17 protein-coding genes are annotated in these 17887 nt (G+C 49.1%); 14 read left to right on the top strand and 3 right to left on the bottom strand.

Annotation, left to right across the window (positions count from 1 at the left end; translation table 11 throughout):
- The first annotated feature begins 15 nt into the window (after positions 1–15).
- On the top strand, positions 16–1239 hold the full coding sequence (locus HXW94_RS02850) for a glycosyltransferase family protein (RefSeq protein ID WP_178365395.1): 1224 nt from the start codon (positions 16–18) through the stop codon (positions 1237–1239).
- Positions 1220–2983: an alpha-amylase family glycosyl hydrolase gene (locus tag HXW94_RS02855; protein ID WP_178365396.1), complete on the top strand. Its 1764-nt coding sequence runs from the start codon at positions 1220–1222 to the stop codon at positions 2981–2983. The genes HXW94_RS02850 and HXW94_RS02855 overlap by 20 nt, the downstream gene beginning before the upstream one ends.
- Before the next feature lie 93 nt (positions 2984–3076).
- Here HXW94_RS02855 and HXW94_RS02860 read toward each other — a convergent pair whose 3' ends face one another.
- Positions 3077–3940, bottom strand: a complete 864-nt coding sequence (locus HXW94_RS02860; RefSeq protein WP_178365397.1) for an N-acyl amino acid synthase FeeM domain-containing protein — start codon at positions 3938–3940, stop codon at positions 3077–3079.
- A 119-nt stretch (positions 3941–4059) separates the two neighbouring features.
- Here HXW94_RS02860 and HXW94_RS02865 point away from each other — a divergent pair, with 119 nt between their 5' ends.
- From HXW94_RS02865 to HXW94_RS02880, 4 genes are all read left to right on the top strand, one after another.
- Positions 4060–4632, top strand: coding sequence for a DNA-3-methyladenine glycosylase I (locus HXW94_RS02865; protein WP_178365398.1), 573 nt, complete (start codon positions 4060–4062; stop codon positions 4630–4632).
- A gap of 16 nt (positions 4633–4648) precedes the next feature.
- Positions 4649–6208, top strand: coding sequence for an NAD(P)H-hydrate dehydratase (locus tag HXW94_RS02870; RefSeq protein ID WP_178365399.1), 1560 nt, complete (start codon positions 4649–4651; stop codon positions 6206–6208).
- Positions 6205–6678, top strand: coding sequence for a tRNA (adenosine(37)-N6)-threonylcarbamoyltransferase complex ATPase subunit type 1 TsaE (tsaE, locus tag HXW94_RS02875; protein ID WP_178365400.1), 474 nt, complete (start codon positions 6205–6207; stop codon positions 6676–6678). Before HXW94_RS02870 ends, tsaE begins: the two co-directional genes overlap by 4 nt.
- Before the next feature lie 62 nt (positions 6679–6740).
- Positions 6741–7958 carry an aspartate kinase gene (locus tag HXW94_RS02880; protein ID WP_178365401.1) on the top strand — a complete coding sequence of 406 codons (1218 nt, stop codon included), beginning with the start codon at positions 6741–6743 and terminating at the stop codon, positions 7956–7958.
- A gap of 245 nt (positions 7959–8203) precedes the next feature.
- Here HXW94_RS02880 and pyrF read toward each other — a convergent pair whose 3' ends face one another.
- Positions 8204–8938 carry an orotidine-5'-phosphate decarboxylase gene (gene pyrF / locus HXW94_RS02885; RefSeq protein ID WP_178365402.1) on the bottom strand — a complete coding sequence of 245 codons (735 nt, stop codon included), beginning with the start codon at positions 8936–8938 and terminating at the stop codon, positions 8204–8206.
- Positions 8939–9091: 153 nt separating this feature from the next.
- Between pyrF and HXW94_RS02890 the strand changes: the two genes are divergently transcribed.
- The 7 genes from HXW94_RS02890 to HXW94_RS02920 all read left to right on the top strand — a co-directional run bounded on the left by HXW94_RS02890 (position 9092) and on the right by HXW94_RS02920 (position 16188).
- Positions 9092–10144 carry a GGDEF domain-containing protein gene (locus tag HXW94_RS02890; RefSeq protein ID WP_178365403.1) on the top strand — a complete coding sequence of 351 codons (1053 nt, stop codon included), beginning with the start codon at positions 9092–9094 and terminating at the stop codon, positions 10142–10144.
- A gap of 264 nt (positions 10145–10408) precedes the next feature.
- Positions 10409–10660, top strand: a complete 252-nt coding sequence (locus tag HXW94_RS02895) for a hypothetical protein (RefSeq protein ID WP_178365404.1) — start codon at positions 10409–10411, stop codon at positions 10658–10660.
- A gap of 258 nt (positions 10661–10918) precedes the next feature.
- A complete protein-coding gene (locus HXW94_RS02900; protein ID WP_178365405.1) occupies positions 10919–11935 on the top strand; it encodes an HDOD domain-containing protein in 1017 nt (338 codons plus the stop codon).
- Positions 11916–13328, top strand: coding sequence for an L-seryl-tRNA(Sec) selenium transferase (gene selA / locus HXW94_RS02905; protein ID WP_178365406.1), 1413 nt, complete (start codon positions 11916–11918; stop codon positions 13326–13328). Before HXW94_RS02900 ends, selA begins: the two co-directional genes overlap by 20 nt.
- On the top strand, positions 13325–14554 hold the full coding sequence (locus HXW94_RS02910; RefSeq protein ID WP_178365407.1) for a tetratricopeptide repeat protein: 1230 nt from the start codon (positions 13325–13327) through the stop codon (positions 14552–14554). Before selA ends, HXW94_RS02910 begins: the two co-directional genes overlap by 4 nt.
- A 61-nt stretch (positions 14555–14615) precedes the next feature.
- A complete protein-coding gene (locus HXW94_RS02915) occupies positions 14616–15188 on the top strand; it encodes a D-sedoheptulose-7-phosphate isomerase (RefSeq protein ID WP_178365408.1) in 573 nt (190 codons plus the stop codon).
- Complete coding sequence (locus HXW94_RS02920) at positions 15178–16188, top strand: GSU2086 family protein (protein ID WP_343054541.1); 1011 nt, start codon at positions 15178–15180, stop codon at positions 16186–16188. The genes HXW94_RS02915 and HXW94_RS02920 overlap by 11 nt, the downstream gene beginning before the upstream one ends.
- Positions 16189–16205: 17 nt before the next feature.
- Here HXW94_RS02920 and HXW94_RS02925 read toward each other — a convergent pair whose 3' ends face one another.
- Entirely contained in the window at positions 16206–17381 is a 1176-nt protein-coding gene (locus HXW94_RS02925) for an ATP-binding protein (RefSeq protein ID WP_178365409.1), read from the bottom strand.
- A gap of 241 nt (positions 17382–17622) precedes the next feature.
- Between HXW94_RS02925 and HXW94_RS02930 the strand changes: the two genes are divergently transcribed.
- Entirely contained in the window at positions 17623–17886 is a 264-nt protein-coding gene (locus HXW94_RS02930; RefSeq protein WP_178365410.1) for an FmdB family zinc ribbon protein, read from the top strand.
- Position 17887 lies beyond the last annotated feature (1 nt).

Genomic DNA, 17887 nt, shown 5'->3' on the forward strand with positions numbered 1-17887 from the left:
AGGAGACATTAATACATGGGCGATTTTCATCAAAACGGTATTATCACCATATTGCACAACCTCTCCCGACAGCCGGCGGAGGTTCTTGAATCCCAGCTCAATGAATTTTCAAAAAAACGGCCCCTGGGCCTGATACTGCCCTCTCTTTTTTCAGAACTTGAGGGGCCTGCCCTGACCCATATTGTGGAAGAAATTGCCAAGGTCACTTATCTGGATCAAATTGTTATCGGTCTGGACCGGGCCACCGAAGACCAGTACCGGCATGCGTTAAAATTTTTCTCCGGCCTCCCCCAGCACCACCGCGTCCTTTGGAACGACGGGCCGCGGTTACGGGCCATTGACAAAAAACTGGCACAGATGAATCTGGCACCCACGGAAGCAGGCAAGGGCAGAAACGTGTGGTACTGTTTTGGATATGTGCTGGCTTCCGGGCGGGTAGATGCTGTGGCATTGCATGACTGCGACATTTTAACCTATGAACGTTCCCTTCTGGCCCGTCTGATATATCCTGTGGCCCATCCCGACTTTACCTATAAATTCTGCAAAGGGTATTATGCGCGGTTCACCGAATCCAAGGTCAATGGCCGGGTGAGCCGGCTTCTGGTATCGCCCCTGTTATCCGCTTTGAAAAAAATCTGTTCATCATCCGAATCCCTGGATTATCTGGAAAGCTTCAGGTATCCTCTGGCCGGTGAATTTTCCATGGACACCGATGTGCTTAAAGACTTACGGATGCCCACGGACTGGGGGCTTGAGGTGGGCATTTTATATGAAATGAAACGAAATTACAGTCTTAACCGGATCTGCCAGGTGGACATTGCCGACACCTATGATCACAAGCACCAGCCATTAAGTCTTGGCGATGTGGATGCTGGACTCTCCAAAATGAGCATTGACATTGCCAAAGCCATCTTTAAAAAACTGGCCACGGAAGGCGAGGTGTTTACCGCTGAAACCTTCCGGACCATTAAGGCCACCTATTACCGCAAGGCCCTGGATTTTGTGGAAATATACCACAATGACGCATTAATGAACGGACTGAACCTGGACCGCCACAAGGAAGAACAGGCCGTGGAGCTGTTTGCTGAAAATATCCTGGCCGCCGGGAATAATTTCCTTGAAGGACCCCATACAACGCCGTTTATCCCGGCCTGGAACCGGGTCAAGTCCGCTTTTGCCGACATTATGGATGACTTAAAAGACGCGGTTGAGAAAGACTATGAACAATACCACCCTTAAGGCACCAGCCTGCCTGTTTGACAAAGTCAAGGCTCACCTTGAAATCATTTATCCCGGACTGGATGCAGACACCTTGGCCCGGAAAGCCATTACCGTTTTCAAACCTATGCATGATTCCGTGGATGACAGCAGCTGTGTTTCAGCCATCCCCCTGTGGTCTGAAAAGGAAATTGCCCTGATTACTTACGGCAATTCCCTTGTGGAAGAAGAGAAGCGGCCCTTAAGAACCCTTAACCGGTTTCTGGAAGAATTTACCCATGACCACTTCTCCATTGTCCATATCCTGCCCTTTTTTCCCTATTCTTCGGATGACGGGTTTGCGGTCATGGATTATTACACGGTGAACCCGAGCCTGGGAGACTGGGCGGATATCCGAAAAATTTCCGATCGTTGCCGGCTTATGGCCGATCTTGTGGTCAATCATACCTCATCCCGGACCAGGTGGTTTGAAAATTTTAAAAAAGGGCGCCACCCGGGAAAGGATTATTATGTGACCGTGGACCCGGAATGTGATCTGTCCCAGGTGATTCGCCCCCGGACAACGCCCTTGTTGCGGGAGGTGGCCACACCGGATGGACCCCGTTACGTCTGGTGCACCTTCAGCCATGATCAGGTGGACCTGGATTTTAAAAACCCGGAGGTCCTCATGGAATTTTTATCCATTATCCGCCATTACCTGGATAACGGGGTACAGGTATTCCGGCTGGATGCTGTGGCGTTTCTATGGAAGGAGGCCTGCACCACCTGTCTGCATCTGGGCCAGACCCATAAAATTATCAAACTCATGCGCACCCTGATCCAGGCCCACGACCCCAGGGCCATCATTATCACGGAAACCAATGTGCCGGCCCGGGAAAACCTGTCCTATTTCGGCATAGGCGACGAAGCCCAGATGATTTACAATTTTCCGTTACCGCCGTTTCTGCTCAACACCATGGTCACAGGCAACAGCAAAGGGATTACAGATTGGCTCAAAACCATGCCCGACACCATGGAAAGCACCACCTATCTGAACTTTATCGCTTCCCACGACGGCATTGGGTTGCGGCCGGTGGAAGACTATTTTTCCCGCCAGGAGATGACACAACTCATTGATCTGATGAAGGCCTTTGGCGGCAGGATCTCCACCCGGGCGCTCAATGACCACAAGGATAACCCCTACGAGATTAATATCAGTTTGTGGGATGCCATGAAAGGAACGATTCACGGCCGGGAGGATAATTTCCAGATCGAACGATTTCTCTGTGCCCACACCATTATGTTGGGTCTCAAGGGGATTCCGGCCATTTACATCCACAGCCTGCTGGGCACGGAGAATGATTATGAGCGCAGGGAAAACTTGCAGTCCAACCGGGCCGTCAACCGCCATATCTGGAACTATCCGGATCTGTGTAAAAAGCTGATCAACCCCGACGACCACCACCATCAGGTATTCTTTGCCCTTTGCGCCCTTTTGGACAAAAGAAAACAGCAACCGGCCTTTCATCCGGATGCCGGGCAGATCATCTTTAACATAAACCGGAAAATTGTGGCATTCCAGCGCAGGCCGAATAAAAAAAGCAACGCCCCTGTCCTGTTATGCATTCACAACATCACAGACCAGGCCGTCACCATTCCCCGAAAAGATCTGCCCGAACAGTGGCAACGGACAGGTGTGGATCTGATCCTGGAAAAGACCGTACAACTTGATACGGGATTAAATCTTGCCCCTTACCAGTGCATGTGGATCACAATGACAAAATAACCAAAACGCTGACAGGATCATTGAATGACGCCCAGTGACATCTCCAGTCTTTCAAGAGGCGCATCTGTGGCAGATTTAATTCTGACCATGGGCCTAAGCGGGAATCAGGGGAAGCAGCGGACGGGTTGCTGAATATACAAGTACACGTTTGATCATATCAGCCCCATAATATCTATCAGTCTTCTCTTTTTCCTCTTCCAGCGATAAGTCAATGGCGGTTGATCCTGACTCAAAAAAGAAGTGGTACAAATTTTTTTCTTTGGGCTTTTTGGCATAAACTTCTTTAAATCTTTGAGAAACCATTTTTAAGTCTATCCGAAGGGCCACGGCTGGATTATTGTTCACATAGGAATAAGACGAAATCTGTCCGATCTTCTCAAACAAAAGAATATCTTCGTATATTTTTAAATACTTCGGGTGAATCGTAATTAACAAATCATCCGCACGAACGGTGTTCATTGCATATGACACAAGCATACGATTTCCCAGCATGGGGATATTCTTGTTCCCTTTCCGGTGTAACGGATGTGATGCCAGGCACCCGGCTTCAACAAGGCGACGCCCCTGGTTTCTTAACACATCTACTTGCCGTTTAAATCCAATATCCATAGGCAGGCCGTGTTCATCATTATCCGGAAACAGGCTGGCCGTATATATGGGCGTATTGGCCCCCTGATTATCTTTCCGATACCCCATAAACACCCTGGATTCAGGATCGGAGTGGTGCGGGATAATTCTTAATGGCGGAGAGGAAGGCTGAATAAATCCAGCGTTTACATAAACATCATGCAGCAACCTGAAACAGGACATATAATCTTCGATACTAGATGCCTCACAGAAAGTGACATTGTCCAGGTTGGTTTTAAAATCAGGAAGGGCACGCCGGATGATTCTTTTTCTGCAGACCGTTGGCAGACAAGGCAAAAACGCATTTAATAGTACATTTGATATATTCATGGCTTTTTCTTTTTTTTAATATTGATTATAGTATCCTAACTTATAAACACATATACTAAACCCACAACAAAAATAAAAGTGATTTAAAACACATTGGAACTTTCATATTAAAATCCGTCATGAACGATATTACACGTTGCAGCTGGGTGACCAGTGATCCTTTATATATCCGTTATCATGATACGGAATGGGGGGTGCCGGTTCACGATGACCGAAAAATCTTTGAATTTCTCATCCTTGAAGGGGCCCAGGCAGGGTTGTCCTGGCTGACGATTCTCAAGCGCCGCCAGGGATATTGCAATGCATTTTGTGCGTTTGACCCTGAAAAGGTCGCGCGATTTACCGAAGCCGATATTCAAAAGCGGCTGCAAGATCCCGGCATCATCAGAAACAAGCTTAAAGTCCGGTCTGCGGTGACCAATGCCCAGGCGTTCTTAAAAATCCAGGAAGAATTCGGTAGTTTTGACGCCTATGCCTGGCGGTTTGTGGACGGCACGCCCATCATCAACCACTATACCAGCCAGGACCAGGTGCCGGCGACGAGCCGTCAGTCCGACGCATTCTCAAAAGACTTATGTAAGCGCGGGTTTAAATTTACCGGGCCCACTATCATCTATGCCCACATGCAGGCCACGGGCATGGTGAACGATCACCTGGTATCCTGCTTCAGATATAAAGAAGTAATGGCCTGAAAGAGGAACATAAATTATGATCATTGTGACCACCAGACAGATGCAGCAAATGGATAAAAACACCATTGAAAGCTTTGGCATTCCAGGCCGGGTACTCATGGAAAATGCAGGCCGGGGTGCCCTGGAGACGCTTTCCGATCACTTTGACCTTAAAGGGGCCAGGGTGGCTGTGGTAGCGGGCCGGGGCAACAACGGCGGAGATGGGTTTGTGATCGGACGTTACCTCATGGAGATGGGGGTAAGTGTCAGCTTTTTTCTTTTGTCCAACCCAAACCGCGTCCAGGGTGATGCGGGTGTAAATATGAACCTGGTAATGGATCTTCTGGCCGAACATTCCCAGTCACAATTTATTGAAATTACCGACAAAGAATCCTTGGAAGCGGCAGGCGAAATTCTTCAGGATCATGATCTGTTTGTGGACGCTATTTTCGGCACAGGACTAAATGCCGATGTCCGGGGCATTTACCGTGATGTGATTGAACTGATCAACGATTCGGGCAAAGCGGTTTTCAGCGTGGACATCCCTTCGGGAATCAATGCGGATACAGGCGCCGTATGCGGGGTAGCCATCCAGGCCGATGCCACCGCCACCTTTGCTTTTGCCAAGGCCGGACACATTCTATACCCGGGCAATTTTCACACAGGTGACCTGGAGGTGATTGACATCGGCATTCCCGGTCACATTGCAAAAGCACAATCTCCCGATATTTTTCTGCCTGAATCCCATGACATTGCAGACCTGATACCAGCCAGAAATTTCAATGCCCACAAGGGCAGTTTCGGTCATCTGCTGGTACTGGCCGGCTCGCCGGGCAAAACCGGGGCCGCGGCATTGTGCGCCAACGCGGCCATGCGAACCGGTGCCGGCCTTGTGACCTTAGGCGTTCCTGAAACGCTTATGCCCGTCATCGAACCCATGGTCATGGAACCCATGACAACTGCATTGGCCCAGACGCCATCCGGGGGCTTGAGTGCCACGGCCGTGGATGACATTACGGCACTGTTAGCAGACAAAGCCGCTTTGGCTTTAGGACCCGGTATCGGCACGGATCCCGGGACCCGGGAACTGATAAAAGGCATTATGGCCATTGCATCCGTACCCATGGTCATTGACGCTGACGGCCTGAACTGCATTGCTGAAAATCCTGACATTCTGGGCACGGTCAAGGCCCCGGTGATTCTTACCCCCCACCCAGGTGAGATGGCCCGCCTTACCGGTAAAACCACTGCAGATATTCAGCAGAACCGGATGGAAACCGCCCGGAACTTTGCAGAGAAATACAAGGTTATCCTGGTGCTCAAGGGTGCCCAGACCCTTGTGGCCTGCCCGGACGGGGCTGTCTCTATCTGTCCCACGGGCAATCCCGGTATGGCCTGCGGCGGCATGGGGGATGTACTCACCGGCATGATTGCGGCATTCCTGGCCCAAAATCTGCCCCCAGAATCTGCGGCCCTTGCAGGCGTTTATGTTCACGGATTGTGCGGGGATCTCCTGGCCCAGGATTACGCCTTTGGTTTTTCGGCATCAGATATGGTGGCGAACATTCCCCAGGCGTTAAAAACGCTTTTTTCATGAAAGAGATTATATCCCAGAGCCCGGAACAGACCCAGGAACCGGCCAGGCGCCTGGGTCATTATATCCGGGAACAGCACTTAAGTTGCGCCATGGCCCTGACCGGGGATCTTGGCTGTGGCAAGACCTGTTTTGTCCAGGGCCTTGCCGGAGGGCTGGAGATTGAGGAGGGTTACTATATCACCAGTCCCACCTTTACCATCATGAATGAATATCCGGCAGGAAAAATGCGTCTGTGCCACCTGGACCTGTACAGGCTTTCAGACCCGGACGAGCTGGAATATATCGGTATTGAGGACCAGATGGGACAGAACAGCGTCACCGTGGTGGAATGGCCTGATCTTCTCATTGAAACCGGATTTATATTTGATCTCTATATCCATTTTGAATTTGATGCCGACTTTAATAGAAAAATAACCTTTTCACCATCTGGACAAGCCGGAACAAATCTGCTAAGCAATCTATCCCTATAACTCGATCATCGAGAGTATAATAAGTAAAGTTATTAATAAAAGTTAAAATTTTGGGAGACACAATGGCGTTACGGGTGCAAAAATTTGGCGGCACATCTGTGGCAGATATCGAAAGGATCTCCAAAGTGGCCGACCGGGTACAAAAGGCCCATGAAAACGGAGACCGGATGGTGGTGGTGCTTTCGGCCATGGCAGGCGTGACAAATAATCTGATCAGCCTTGCCGGACAGGCATCTGACACCCCTGACAAACGGGAACTGGACGTGCTGTTGGCAACCGGGGAACAGACCACGGCGGCCTTAATGGCCATGATGCTTAAATCAAGGGGACTGAAAGCCAAGTCTTTCTTAGGTTTCCAGGCCGGTATCCATACCGACCATATGTCAGGCAAGGCCAGAATCCGGGAGATCGACAGCCATAATCTACGGGAGGCCCTGGATGAAGGACATATTGTCGTGGTGGCAGGGTTCCAGGGTGCGGATGACCACGGAGATATCACCACCCTGGGCCGGGGCGGATCCGACACCTCGGCCGTTGCCATTGCCGCATCGCTCAAAGCCGATGTCTGTGAAATCTTCACCGATGTGGACGGGGTGTACACAACCGACCCAAGGATCTGCCCCAAAGCCAGGAAAATCAGCAGAATTTCCTATGATGAAATGCTTGAAATGGCCATTCTGGGCGCAAAAGTTCTCCAGATCAGGTCTGTGGAATTTGCAAAAAAATACAATGTACCCGTGCATGTCCGGTCATCATTCAATGAGGAGGAAGGAACCATGGTTGTCAACGAAAGTAAAAATATGGAAAGCCCGGTGGTATCAGGCGTCACCTGTGACATGAATGAAGCTAGAATTACGTTCAAGCGCGTCCCTGACCAGCCCGGCATATCAGCCAAGGTTTTCGGGGCCCTTGCCGAGGCCGGGATCTCCGTGGACATGATCATCCAGAACTCCCGCACCGGCGGCGAAACAGACTTGACCTTTACCGTGACCATGGACGATTTTGAACGGGCAATGGAAATTTCCAAAAAAGTGGCGGATCAAATCCATGCCGGCGAAATAAGAACCGCCACTGAAATTGCCAAAATATCAGTCATCGGCCTGGGGATGAAAAGCCATTCCGGCGTGGCGGCAGTGATGTTCAAGGCGCTGGCTGAAGAAAACATTAACATCCGCATGATTTCAACTTCTGAAATCCGTATTTCATGCGTGATTCTGGCCAAATATGCGGAACTGGCGGTCAGAACCCTGCATGCCGCCTTTGGCCTGGACAAGGAATAACAATTAAAATTCGATGATCCGGTTTTTGTTAATTTGCCCAACTTCGACGATGGGCTTGGTCAGAACATGGGCCACAGCGTAGGTTGGGTTGAACGAAGTGAAACCCAACAACATTATCGGCGTTGGGTTTCGTTCCTCAACCCAACCTACCGGAAATTCGTGTGGCCGAAAATATGACCAAGGCCTCGGCGATCGAGTAAAAGCTGTTTTTTGCTGTTTTGCCAATGCCGGTTTGTCTGGCCGTCCTACACGGACGCGCCGGCCAGACCGGCTTCAATTTCTCGGGCCACTTTTTCAGCGGCCCGGGCCGGGTCGTCGGCATCCCGGATGGGCCGCCCAATGACAATATAGTCAGAACCAGCTTGCACAGCCTTAGCCGGCGTAACAATCCGCTTCTGGTCATCCCCGGGTGTCAAGTACCATTGGGGCCGGATCCCCGGCGTAACAGCCAGACACCTTTTACCGAATTGCGCTTTCAACATGGCGGTTTCCCGTCCTGAGCACACCACACCGGCACATCCGGCGTCCAGGGCCATCCGGGCCCGCAGCAGCACCAGCTTTTCCGGGGCATTGACATACTCATCCTTAAATCCCTGGGCACGGACCGTATCTGCGTCATTGTCCGTAAGCAGGGTCACGGCAAGCACATTGGTCTTTCCGGCATTGTCAACGGCTGCCCCAAGCATTTTTTGTGAAGACGCACCATGAACGGTTACCAGATCCACCCCGAGATCCGCCACCCGGGCCATGGCCCGGCCAACCGTGGCGGAAATATCATGCAGTTTTAAATCCAGAAAAATACCGGCACTGGACATCTTTTTGACCATCTCCACCACAGCCGGACCCTGGCGGATAAACAGTTCAAGACCGATTTTAAACATACCCACCCGGCCGTCAAGCTGACGGATATGCGACTGTGCCGCCGCCATGGAAGGAAAGTCCAGAGGGAAAATAATATATTCTTTTGCTGTTTTCTGCATAAGCGCCTTTTATAATCTTAGGGTTGATACAAATAAAAAATTGAGTGGATCTTACCACAAACGGCATTTTTTGCCTTTAAAAAAACACGGACAAAAGACTTGTAAACCATAATTCATGGCTGTATATAAGTATAAATAACGAAAGATAACGCAATGCTAAAAAATTTATATCCTGATTCCCTGGAAGCATCCGGAAGATATCTTCGAATAATCCTCAAAGAACTCTCCGAACTGAAACTTCCTTATACCCCAATTGCCTATTCCGTGTGGTATGAGTATGCCTCGGGCCGAAATCCTGAACTGCATAAGGAGATCGAGGCCGCCCGCAAGAAAAAAGACCTGATAAACTATCAGACGATCCTTGAATGGTTCAAGCATTACGTTTCCGACAGGCCATTGGTTGTGGCCAAAGAACAAACGAGAAAAGCAGAAAACCTTCTTAACGGAATGACCTCGTGCCTTAACGAGGCCGGAAACCGTATGGGTCGGCAGAGAGACAACCTCAAAGCCCGGATTGAAGATTTGAACAATGCGTCAAACCAATCGGATATCAAAAATATTTGCAGGGATATTATTTTGGAAACCCAGCGGATCATTGATGGCAACACCGAGGTTAAAAAAAATGTTCACAAGACCATCAGCGAACTTGATGCGCTGACACTGGAACTTAAAAAATTGAGGGAAGCGGCAAAAACGGATATGCTCACAGGGCTTCTCAACCGCCGTGGTTTTGAGGATGCCATGGTAAAACCCATAAAAGAGGCCCAGGCAAAGACCACCCCCTTAACACTGATCATTGCAGACCTCGACCGGTTTAAACGAATAAATGATAACTATGGCCATATCACCGGGGATAATGTACTCAAACTGCTGTCCAGGCTTTTACAGAAACATATCAAAGGCAAGGATATTGCCGGCAGATTCGGCGGCGAAGAATTTATCATGGCATTGCCCGAAACCAAAATGGACGGCGGTTTTGCCCTGGCCGAACAAATCCGCACCAGCCTTGAAAAAATGAAATGGCAATCCAAAAGTTCAGGTAAGGATATTGGTACGATCACCATCTCTTTAGGCGTGGCCCAGTTCATTCCGGATGAAAATTTGAACAGCCTGATTGCACGGGCTGACAAGGCCCTTTATTCAGCCAAGGAGAAGGGTCGAAACCGCACCGCCATCCATAATGGCAAAGAGGTTATTTTTCCTTAATTAAATTAGCGCCCTTTGGGCGGGCTGGTAGGTACTGGGTGCTGGGTGCTGGGTGCTGGGTGCTGGGAAATGGAAATTCCTATACTCTTAAATTAAGGTTGAAACCTTTAACACATTAGACATTATACCGATTTTAGCTAAGTGCTTGATTTTATTAGATTTGCAAAAATCAACTTCCCAATAAAATCAATAGGTTATGAAAAATAGGTATAATGTCTATTAATGATATTAAGGGATTTTAACAAAAATCAATATCTGTATTTAATGAACCATATACAAAACGAGTACATTCCCACAGGCCGCCTCAGGGTTGGAAAAAAATCACCTCGGAAATTCCAGGCGATCCTTGGAACCTGCCTGGGCCTGGCACTGTATGACCCAAAGCGCAAAGCCGGTGGACTGATCCATATCCTTTTGCCCTCCCCATTAGAAAATACGGATTTTCAATCCAGCACCCCGGAAAAATATGCGTCGACAGGTATCGTGAAGTTCCATATAAAATATAACATAAAATAGTTGACAATAGAGTAAAATACGCCTATTATACCGATAATGCGAATGTTAATGCTGGCAAAAACATAGCCAAACGTTTTGGAAATGTTGAGCTAAAGGACTTAACAGATTTTCGCAAAATGAAACCGTTTTTGTTTTAAGCGGTTTCCGGATGCTCGTAGTGCATCCGACAGGTTAGAACTGAGCTATACGCTTCGAGAGATAGGTGGTTCGCCGCTGACAGTCAATCAACCTGTTTAAGACCAATCTCTATATTTCTCTATGGAGTTGGTAACTATATTAAAAGAGCAAGGTATTGAAATCCTCAGCTCTGAGACCGGTGGTTTTTTCGCCTGCACCCTTGAGCTGGAGATGTTGACCGGTGAAACAAAAATTATACCGCTATGGGAGACAACCATTGTCCCGGGCGCCATGGCACCGATTTCAGGTTCTGAAGCCATCATGGACACCATTGACAATCTCCAGCCGATCCCCCAGACCGCACTGAAAATTTTTAGAATGTTCAACCAGAGCAGCTACAGTATTAATGATATTATACAGGAACTGTCCCAGGACCAAGTGCTGTCTGCCCGGACATTGCAAATGTGTAATTCCGTTCTTTTCTCGGGTACCATAAAAATTGACTCGCTCAAGGATGCGGTGCTGATACTTGGCAAGGAGAAACTGGTCAGAAGTGTAATAACAACGGCCATTGAAAGCTATTTCAAGCAGATCGGGCCATCAGGCTACTCCCTATGCAAAGGCGGGCTTTTTTCCCATACCGTGGGTGTGGCCTGCCTTGCAGAACGGCTGGCAAAGGAAACCGGGGTTGCACATCCCTGGTCAGCGTACACGGCAGGCCTGCTGCACGACATCGGCAAGGTCGTCCTGGATCAGCATATATCAGACTGTTTACCGTTTTTTTTTCGGACTTTGGGAAATGACAAGCAAAGTATCCTCCAATCCGAAGAAAAAGTATTGGGCTTCGACCACTGCCGGGCCGGCGTGATCCTGGCGGAAAAATGGGGCTTTTCAGACGCATTGACCGAAGTCATCCGCTGCCACCATACCCCTGAAGATGCCCAAGTCGACTCACAGCTGGTGGAAATTGTCTATCTGGCAGACCGGATCATGGAAAAATTTTTCGCAGGGTTTGATATTGATAACATAGATGCCCTGCACCTGGAACCCATCATCAAAAAAATGGATCTGGACGGTGCAGCCCTGGCCCGGTACATCGACGATCTGCCCCTGGATATACTGATACAGGATTCGCCCCATGGAACAACCAAGACCTGATACGCATTTACAATTAAAATCCCTGCCCGGTGTAGATCATATTTTGACCCTTACCGAAACAGATGACCGATTTACACGGATACCGCGCCGCCTCGTGCTTGAATCCGTACGAAGGGCCATTGACAATATCCGCAAACAAATCCTTGCAGACAAACCTGTAACAATCAGTGATGAAGCCATACTAAAGCAGGCGGCCTTGTTTGCCGGCCAAAAAATGAAAAACCGGCTTACCCCGTTGATCAACGCCACCGGCGTAGTCCTGCACACCAATCTTGGCAGGGCCTTGCTCTGCCGGGATGCCTTAGATAATATCATGGCGGTCTCATCCGCCTATTCCAACCTTGAGCTTGATCTTGCGACGGGCAAGCGCGGCATTCGCTACGCGGCAATTGAAGCGCTGATCTGCGAATTGACCGGCGCGCAAGCAGCCATGGCCGTAAACAACAATGCCGGTGCCGTTCTGCTGGCCTTAAATACCCTTGCCCAGGGACGCCAGGTCATTGTCTCCAGAGGAGAGCTTGTGGAGATCGGCGGCGCCTTCAGGGTACCGGACGTCATGATAAAAAGCGGGTGTATTTTAAAGGAAGTAGGCACCACCAACCGCACCCACCCCGATGATTACGTCAATGCCGTTACCGAAGAGACAGGGCTTTTACTCAAGGTGCATACCTCCAATTATAAAATTGAGGGCTTCACCGCATCGGTTTCGCTCAAGGAACTGGTGGATATTGGAAAAACCCACGGCATTCCGGTGATGGAAGACCTGGGATCGGGCACGCTGATTGATTTCAGTGCATTTGGATTGCCTTCCGAACCCCCGGTATTTAAACAGGTGGCTTCGGGTGCCGACGTGGTCACCTTCAGCGGAGACAAGCTTCTAGGCGGTCCCCAGGCCGGCATTATTGTCGGTACAAAACAGTGCCTGGACCAGATCAAGGCCAACCCCCTGACCCGGGCCCTGCGCATTGACAAGATGACCCTGGCCGGTTTGGAAGCAACACTCAAACTGTACCGGGACACCCGGATGGCTGTGGAAAAAATTCCCACACTAAGGATGTTGACGTTGTCCTATGAACAGATCAGCCGGGATGCAGACGTTCTGTTTTCACGGGTCACAGAAGCTGTGGGAAACCAGGCGGAACTTGCCCTGGCAGATATGACGTCCAGGCCGGGCGGCGGTTCCTATCCCGGACTGACCTTGCCCACCCGATGCTTGACCATACGGCCCAAAACCATGTCCGTAACAGCCCTGGACAAGAAACTGCGGGCCTTTGATCCGGCCGTGATGGGACGCATTGAGGATGATTGCTTCATCATTGACCCTAGAACACTTCAACCCGGACAGGATAAACTCCTTGCCAACATCTTAAAAAAACTGATAAATTCATTATGATGCTCAAATTCATTGCAAAAGAGATCCGGTTTCTAAAAAAAAACGGAGACGCCCCTGATCTCAGGCCCCCGGACGTTTATTATTCGGACCTGCTCACACAGCCGTCAAAGGAATTCAAAATTTTTTCCCGGCGTATCGCCGATACCTGCGCATCTCTGCAGACATTTACCACGGTGGCCATACAAATTGATCCGGCAGCGTCGGAAGAAACCATTGATAAAGCAAATGAGATTTTTCACGCCTGTTTTCATTCAGTCCTGGATGACGACAAAGGCATCTGGGAATGCTTAGACCCGTTCACTGCCATTTTTGTATTTTGGAATTATAAAACTGCTGACCAAGGTAAAAAACTGCTTGGTCTGCTCAATGACAAAATTTCCCAGGCCCTGAATGCCGAACTGATCATGGGGGCAATTGCTTTCCCTTTTCATAATTTCCCGGTTGAAGAGATGGCGGGATGTGCGCTCAAGGCCCTGGATCATGCCGCATTTTTCGGCCCCGGCCATACGGTTGAATTTGACGGCCTGTCCCTGAATATCAGTGGTGACAGGCTGTTCCAGCTCAACAATATTGACGCAGCCATCACTGAATACGAAAAAGGGCTTTCCATTGCCCCGGTCGATATCAACCTGCTCAATAGTCTGGGCGTCGCGTTTGGGGTGGATGCCTGCCTGGACAAAGCCATGGAATTCTTTGAAAAGGCCCGCAATATCAATCCCGAAGAGGTGATGGTCATTCACAACATCGGCCTGATCCACCGGATCAATGAAAGAAACGATTCCGCTTTAGCCTACCTTAGAAAAGCCCATGCGATCAATCCTGATGTATTTGAAATTGAGCTGCTGTTGGGTCATCTTCTCTTCAAAGAAAACGAATTTGACCTGGCCATGCCCCACCTGGATGCCGCCATCCGGCTTAAACCCGAATCCGGCACGGCTTTTAGAATCAAAGGCCAGCTCTTTCTGGCGAGAGAAGATTACGCAGGCGCCGCAGCCCAGTTTAACCAGGCCGTAAAACTAAACCCCAATGATCCCAAGGCGTTATCCGGCTATGCCCGGGCCATGGCGTTACAGAAAAAGAACCTGTCCATTGCGTTAAGCTTTGCCCAAAAAAGCTTGGACCTGGACCCTGAAAATAAACAATATAAACAGAATCTTGAAAAAATTCAAAATATCCAGGACCGGATTAAAGAAACAAATCAGGATCTTTCCATCAAATCCGCCTGATTCCCGATGTTATGAACGAAATCATTAAGTATTTTATTTTACCATAAAGGACATAAAGCGCATGAAAGCGTTGATCCGGCAAACTGTTCAGGATGCCATTGACACCAAGCAAAAATTTTTTGCAACCCATGGGGATCTTATTGAAACCTGTGCCCGGCAAATGGCAGGCACCTTTGATGCAGGCGGAAAACTCCTGCTTTTCGGCAATGGCGGGTCTGCAGCGGACTGCCAGCACATTGCTGCAGAATTTGTCAACCGGTTTCAGATGGAACGCAAACCATTACCCGCCATTGCCCTGACCTGCGACACCTCAATTATCACCAGTATCGGCAATGATTATACCTTTGATGAAATTTTTTCAAAACAGGTCCAGGCTTTAGGAGACAAAAAGGATATGGCCATTGGGATCTCAACGTCGGGCAATTCCGCCAATGTGATCCGGGCGGCAGCCGTGGCAAAGGATCAGGGACTGACCCTGGTAGGATTCTCCGGGGCCGGGGGAAAGCTGAAAGAGATCAGTGATATGGCCTTTTGTGTGGACAGTCCCGTAACCGCCCGTATCCAGGAGGTTCATATCACCCTGGCTCATATTCTTTGCGATCTTGCCGAAAGGATGCTGTTCCGTGACCAATAAGAAAGGGACCGGGCAGCCCCCCCTGTATTGCTCAGAACCGGACCACCTAAAACTGGACTACTCAAAGCTCTCCACCTATTCCATCAAGGACAGAAAAAGCCTGGTGTCCCGGGATGATTTTGCCGAACCCTGGACAAAGGGCGCAGACCTCGGGACTTTTTTTGACCGGCTGCCCGCCATTCTTGCGGGCAAAGATATCCGCCATGTGATTGACGCCATTGCGGTTGCCGCCCAGAAAAATCGCCACGTCTGCTTCGGTATGGGCGGGCATGTGGTCAAAACCGGCATGGCACCCATCCTGATTGATCTCATGGAAAACGGCGTGATTACCCATCTGGCCATGAACGGCTCCTGCATCATCCATGATTTTGAAGTGGCATTCACCGGCCGCACCAGTGAAGATGTGGCCGAAAGTCTGACCTGCGGGAGCTTCGGCATGGCCAAAGAGACATCGGAATTCCTCAATGAGGCCATTTCCAGGGCCCATGAGCAAAAAACAGGGCTGGGACGGGCTGTGGGCCGGCTTATCGAAGACCTGGACTTGCCGTTTAAGGATTCAAGCCTGATTGCTGCCGGCACACGCCTGGATTTGCCCGTAACTGTTCATGTGGCCATTGGTACGGACATCATTCATATGCACCCGGGCTTTGACGGCGCAGCCTGCGGTGCGGCAAGCCTTCATGATTTCAAGACCTTTGCATCAACCCTGGCAGACCTTGAACAGGGCGTGTTCATCAATGCCGGATCCGCCGTCATTCTTCCTGAAGTATTCTTAAAAGCCCTGACCCTGGTCAGGAACCTGGGCCATAAAGTGGATGATTTCACCACGGTAAATCTGGATTTTATCCGGCATTACCGCCCCATGACCAATGTGGTCAACCGCCCCACCCAGGGCCGGGGCAAAGGGTATGCCATTGTCGGGCATCACGAAATACTGATCCCCTTGATTGCTGCCGGTGTGATTGAGGCACTACAGGATCCATCACAAATGAGACGTTAGAACCAATCCCCCTTTTCCTAAAATGACATAAGCGAAATTTCAGAATACAAGGGATTCAGGAACGCATATTCTTTTTGCCGGAGCACTTTGTCTTCTTTGATGTTCAGGGCCAAAATATTTTCTGTCTTGAAGGTCTTCCGGAAAAGGGGGGCAACCCGGTTAAAATGGAGTTTTCCCGGAGGAATCCTTTCTCCTGCCTTTGCCTCTATCAAATATAAGGTGCCCTTTTGTTCCACAACAAAATCAATTTCCACCCCGTTCTGGTCCCTGTAAAAAAACAGATTGGTTCCCGGTATTAAGCCATGGGTCTTGACCAGTTCCATCATGACCATGTTTTCCCACAAACTGCCCTTAAGGGGATGAGAAAACCAGTCGGATTCGCTTTCAATGCCTAAAAGGTAGCAGAGCAGCCCGTGGTCGGCAAAATAAATCTTCGGGGACTTGATCAGCCGTTTTCCTATATTTGCATAGTATGGCGGCAAAAGGTATATGAGTCCGCTGATTTCCAGAGCATGGACCCATTTCCTGATGGTCACATCGGACACCCCCACATCGGCTGACAGTCCTTTATAATTCAGCAACTGTCCTGAACGGGTTGCGACAATCCGGATGAATCTTCTGAAATCGTTCAATCTTTTTACATCAATGATGGTTTTCAGGTCCCTTTCAACATACGTTCGGATGTAACTTTCAAAAAAATCGCTTACATTAAGGTGTGGATTGGACCAAAGCTCCGGATATCCGCCTTTCCAAAGAAAATCAATGAGATTCAAATTCCCTTTGTTCCTGACCTCTTCGGCGCTTAAAGTTTCGAGGTGAAATAGAATGATCCGCCCGGCCAGGCTCTCACTGATTTTTTCCATCAAAATAAACTGCTGACTGCCTGTCATAATCCATCTGCCGTAACCGGACCGGTCTTGGTCAATCACGATCTTCAATTCCCGGAACAATTCAGGCACATATTGTATTTCATCCAGAATGACTTGGTTTTTGAACTGACTGAGAAAATATTCCGGAGACTCTTTTGCCGTTTCGACATGCCTGAGATAATCAAAGGTAACATACTCAATTTCCGGAAACAGCTTTTGTAAAAGAGAACTTTTCCCGGTCTGCCTTGCCCCGGTTAAAAGCAATGCCGGCCTTGATTTAACAGCAGCGGTTAATTTGCTTGCCATGCGTCTGTTTATCCACATCTCGATCTCCTTATTTAAGTAATTTCGAATTATAACTTAGAGATTACTTTTATTCAAGGAAGGGATATTTAAAACCACAAATATACCTCTTATTATTGAAAGTGCAGTACAGCGTTTTGTTTTCCGGGATACCACAATGTTTTAAAGCAAATTATTGAATCATGGCCTTGAAAAACAAGCCCTATACCCTTATATTGGTTTGTTATTTTTAACTTATAAACCAATATAAAGGGGCGGAAGAATGCCGATTTATGAATATACCTGCAAGGCCTGCGGTAGAAATTTTGAAACCCTGGTGTTGGGTAGTGATACACCGACATGCCCGGCATGCAGCAGCGAAGACCTGGCGCGAATGATGTCAAAATGCGGGTTTGTGTCCAAATCCACAGGCCCGGGCGGCCAGATTCAGACAACCACATCAGCCGGCAGCTCCGCCTGTAGCGGCTGCACTTCAACAAATTGCAGCTCCTGCAGCAGTAACAGCAGCAGCCTGACGATCGGGTAAA

Source organism: Desulfobacter latus, assembly GCF_013389365.1.
Taxonomy (GTDB): Bacteria; Desulfobacterota; Desulfobacteria; order Desulfobacterales; family Desulfobacteraceae; genus Desulfobacter; species Desulfobacter latus.

Excerpts from the sequence above, each read along its gene's own strand:
- HXW94_RS02850 (WP_178365395.1), top strand. The coding sequence starts at position 16 with ATGGGCGATTTTCATCAAAACGGTATTATCACCATATTGCACAACCTC.
- HXW94_RS02855 (WP_178365396.1), top strand. The coding sequence starts at position 1,220 with ATGAACAATACCACCCTTAAGGCACCAGCCTGCCTGTTTGACAAAGTC.
- HXW94_RS02860 (WP_178365397.1), bottom strand. The coding sequence starts at position 3,940 with ATGAATATATCAAATGTACTATTAAATGCGTTTTTGCCTTGTCTGCCA.
- HXW94_RS02865 (WP_178365398.1), top strand. The coding sequence starts at position 4,060 with ATGAACGATATTACACGTTGCAGCTGGGTGACCAGTGATCCTTTATAT.
- HXW94_RS02870 (WP_178365399.1), top strand. The coding sequence starts at position 4,649 with ATGATCATTGTGACCACCAGACAGATGCAGCAAATGGATAAAAACACC.
- tsaE (WP_178365400.1), top strand. The coding sequence starts at position 6,205 with ATGAAAGAGATTATATCCCAGAGCCCGGAACAGACCCAGGAACCGGCC.
- HXW94_RS02880 (WP_178365401.1), top strand. The coding sequence starts at position 6,741 with ATGGCGTTACGGGTGCAAAAATTTGGCGGCACATCTGTGGCAGATATC.
- pyrF (WP_178365402.1), bottom strand. The coding sequence starts at position 8,938 with ATGCAGAAAACAGCAAAAGAATATATTATTTTCCCTCTGGACTTTCCT.
- HXW94_RS02890 (WP_178365403.1), top strand. The coding sequence starts at position 9,092 with ATGCTAAAAAATTTATATCCTGATTCCCTGGAAGCATCCGGAAGATAT.
- HXW94_RS02895 (WP_178365404.1), top strand. The coding sequence starts at position 10,409 with ATGAACCATATACAAAACGAGTACATTCCCACAGGCCGCCTCAGGGTT.
- HXW94_RS02900 (WP_178365405.1), top strand. The coding sequence starts at position 10,919 with ATGGAGTTGGTAACTATATTAAAAGAGCAAGGTATTGAAATCCTCAGC.
- selA (WP_178365406.1), top strand. The coding sequence starts at position 11,916 with ATGGAACAACCAAGACCTGATACGCATTTACAATTAAAATCCCTGCCC.
- HXW94_RS02910 (WP_178365407.1), top strand. The coding sequence starts at position 13,325 with ATGATGCTCAAATTCATTGCAAAAGAGATCCGGTTTCTAAAAAAAAAC.
- HXW94_RS02915 (WP_178365408.1), top strand. The coding sequence starts at position 14,616 with ATGAAAGCGTTGATCCGGCAAACTGTTCAGGATGCCATTGACACCAAG.
- HXW94_RS02925 (WP_178365409.1), bottom strand. The coding sequence starts at position 17,381 with ATGTGGATAAACAGACGCATGGCAAGCAAATTAACCGCTGCTGTTAAA.
- HXW94_RS02930 (WP_178365410.1), top strand. The coding sequence starts at position 17,623 with ATGCCGATTTATGAATATACCTGCAAGGCCTGCGGTAGAAATTTTGAA.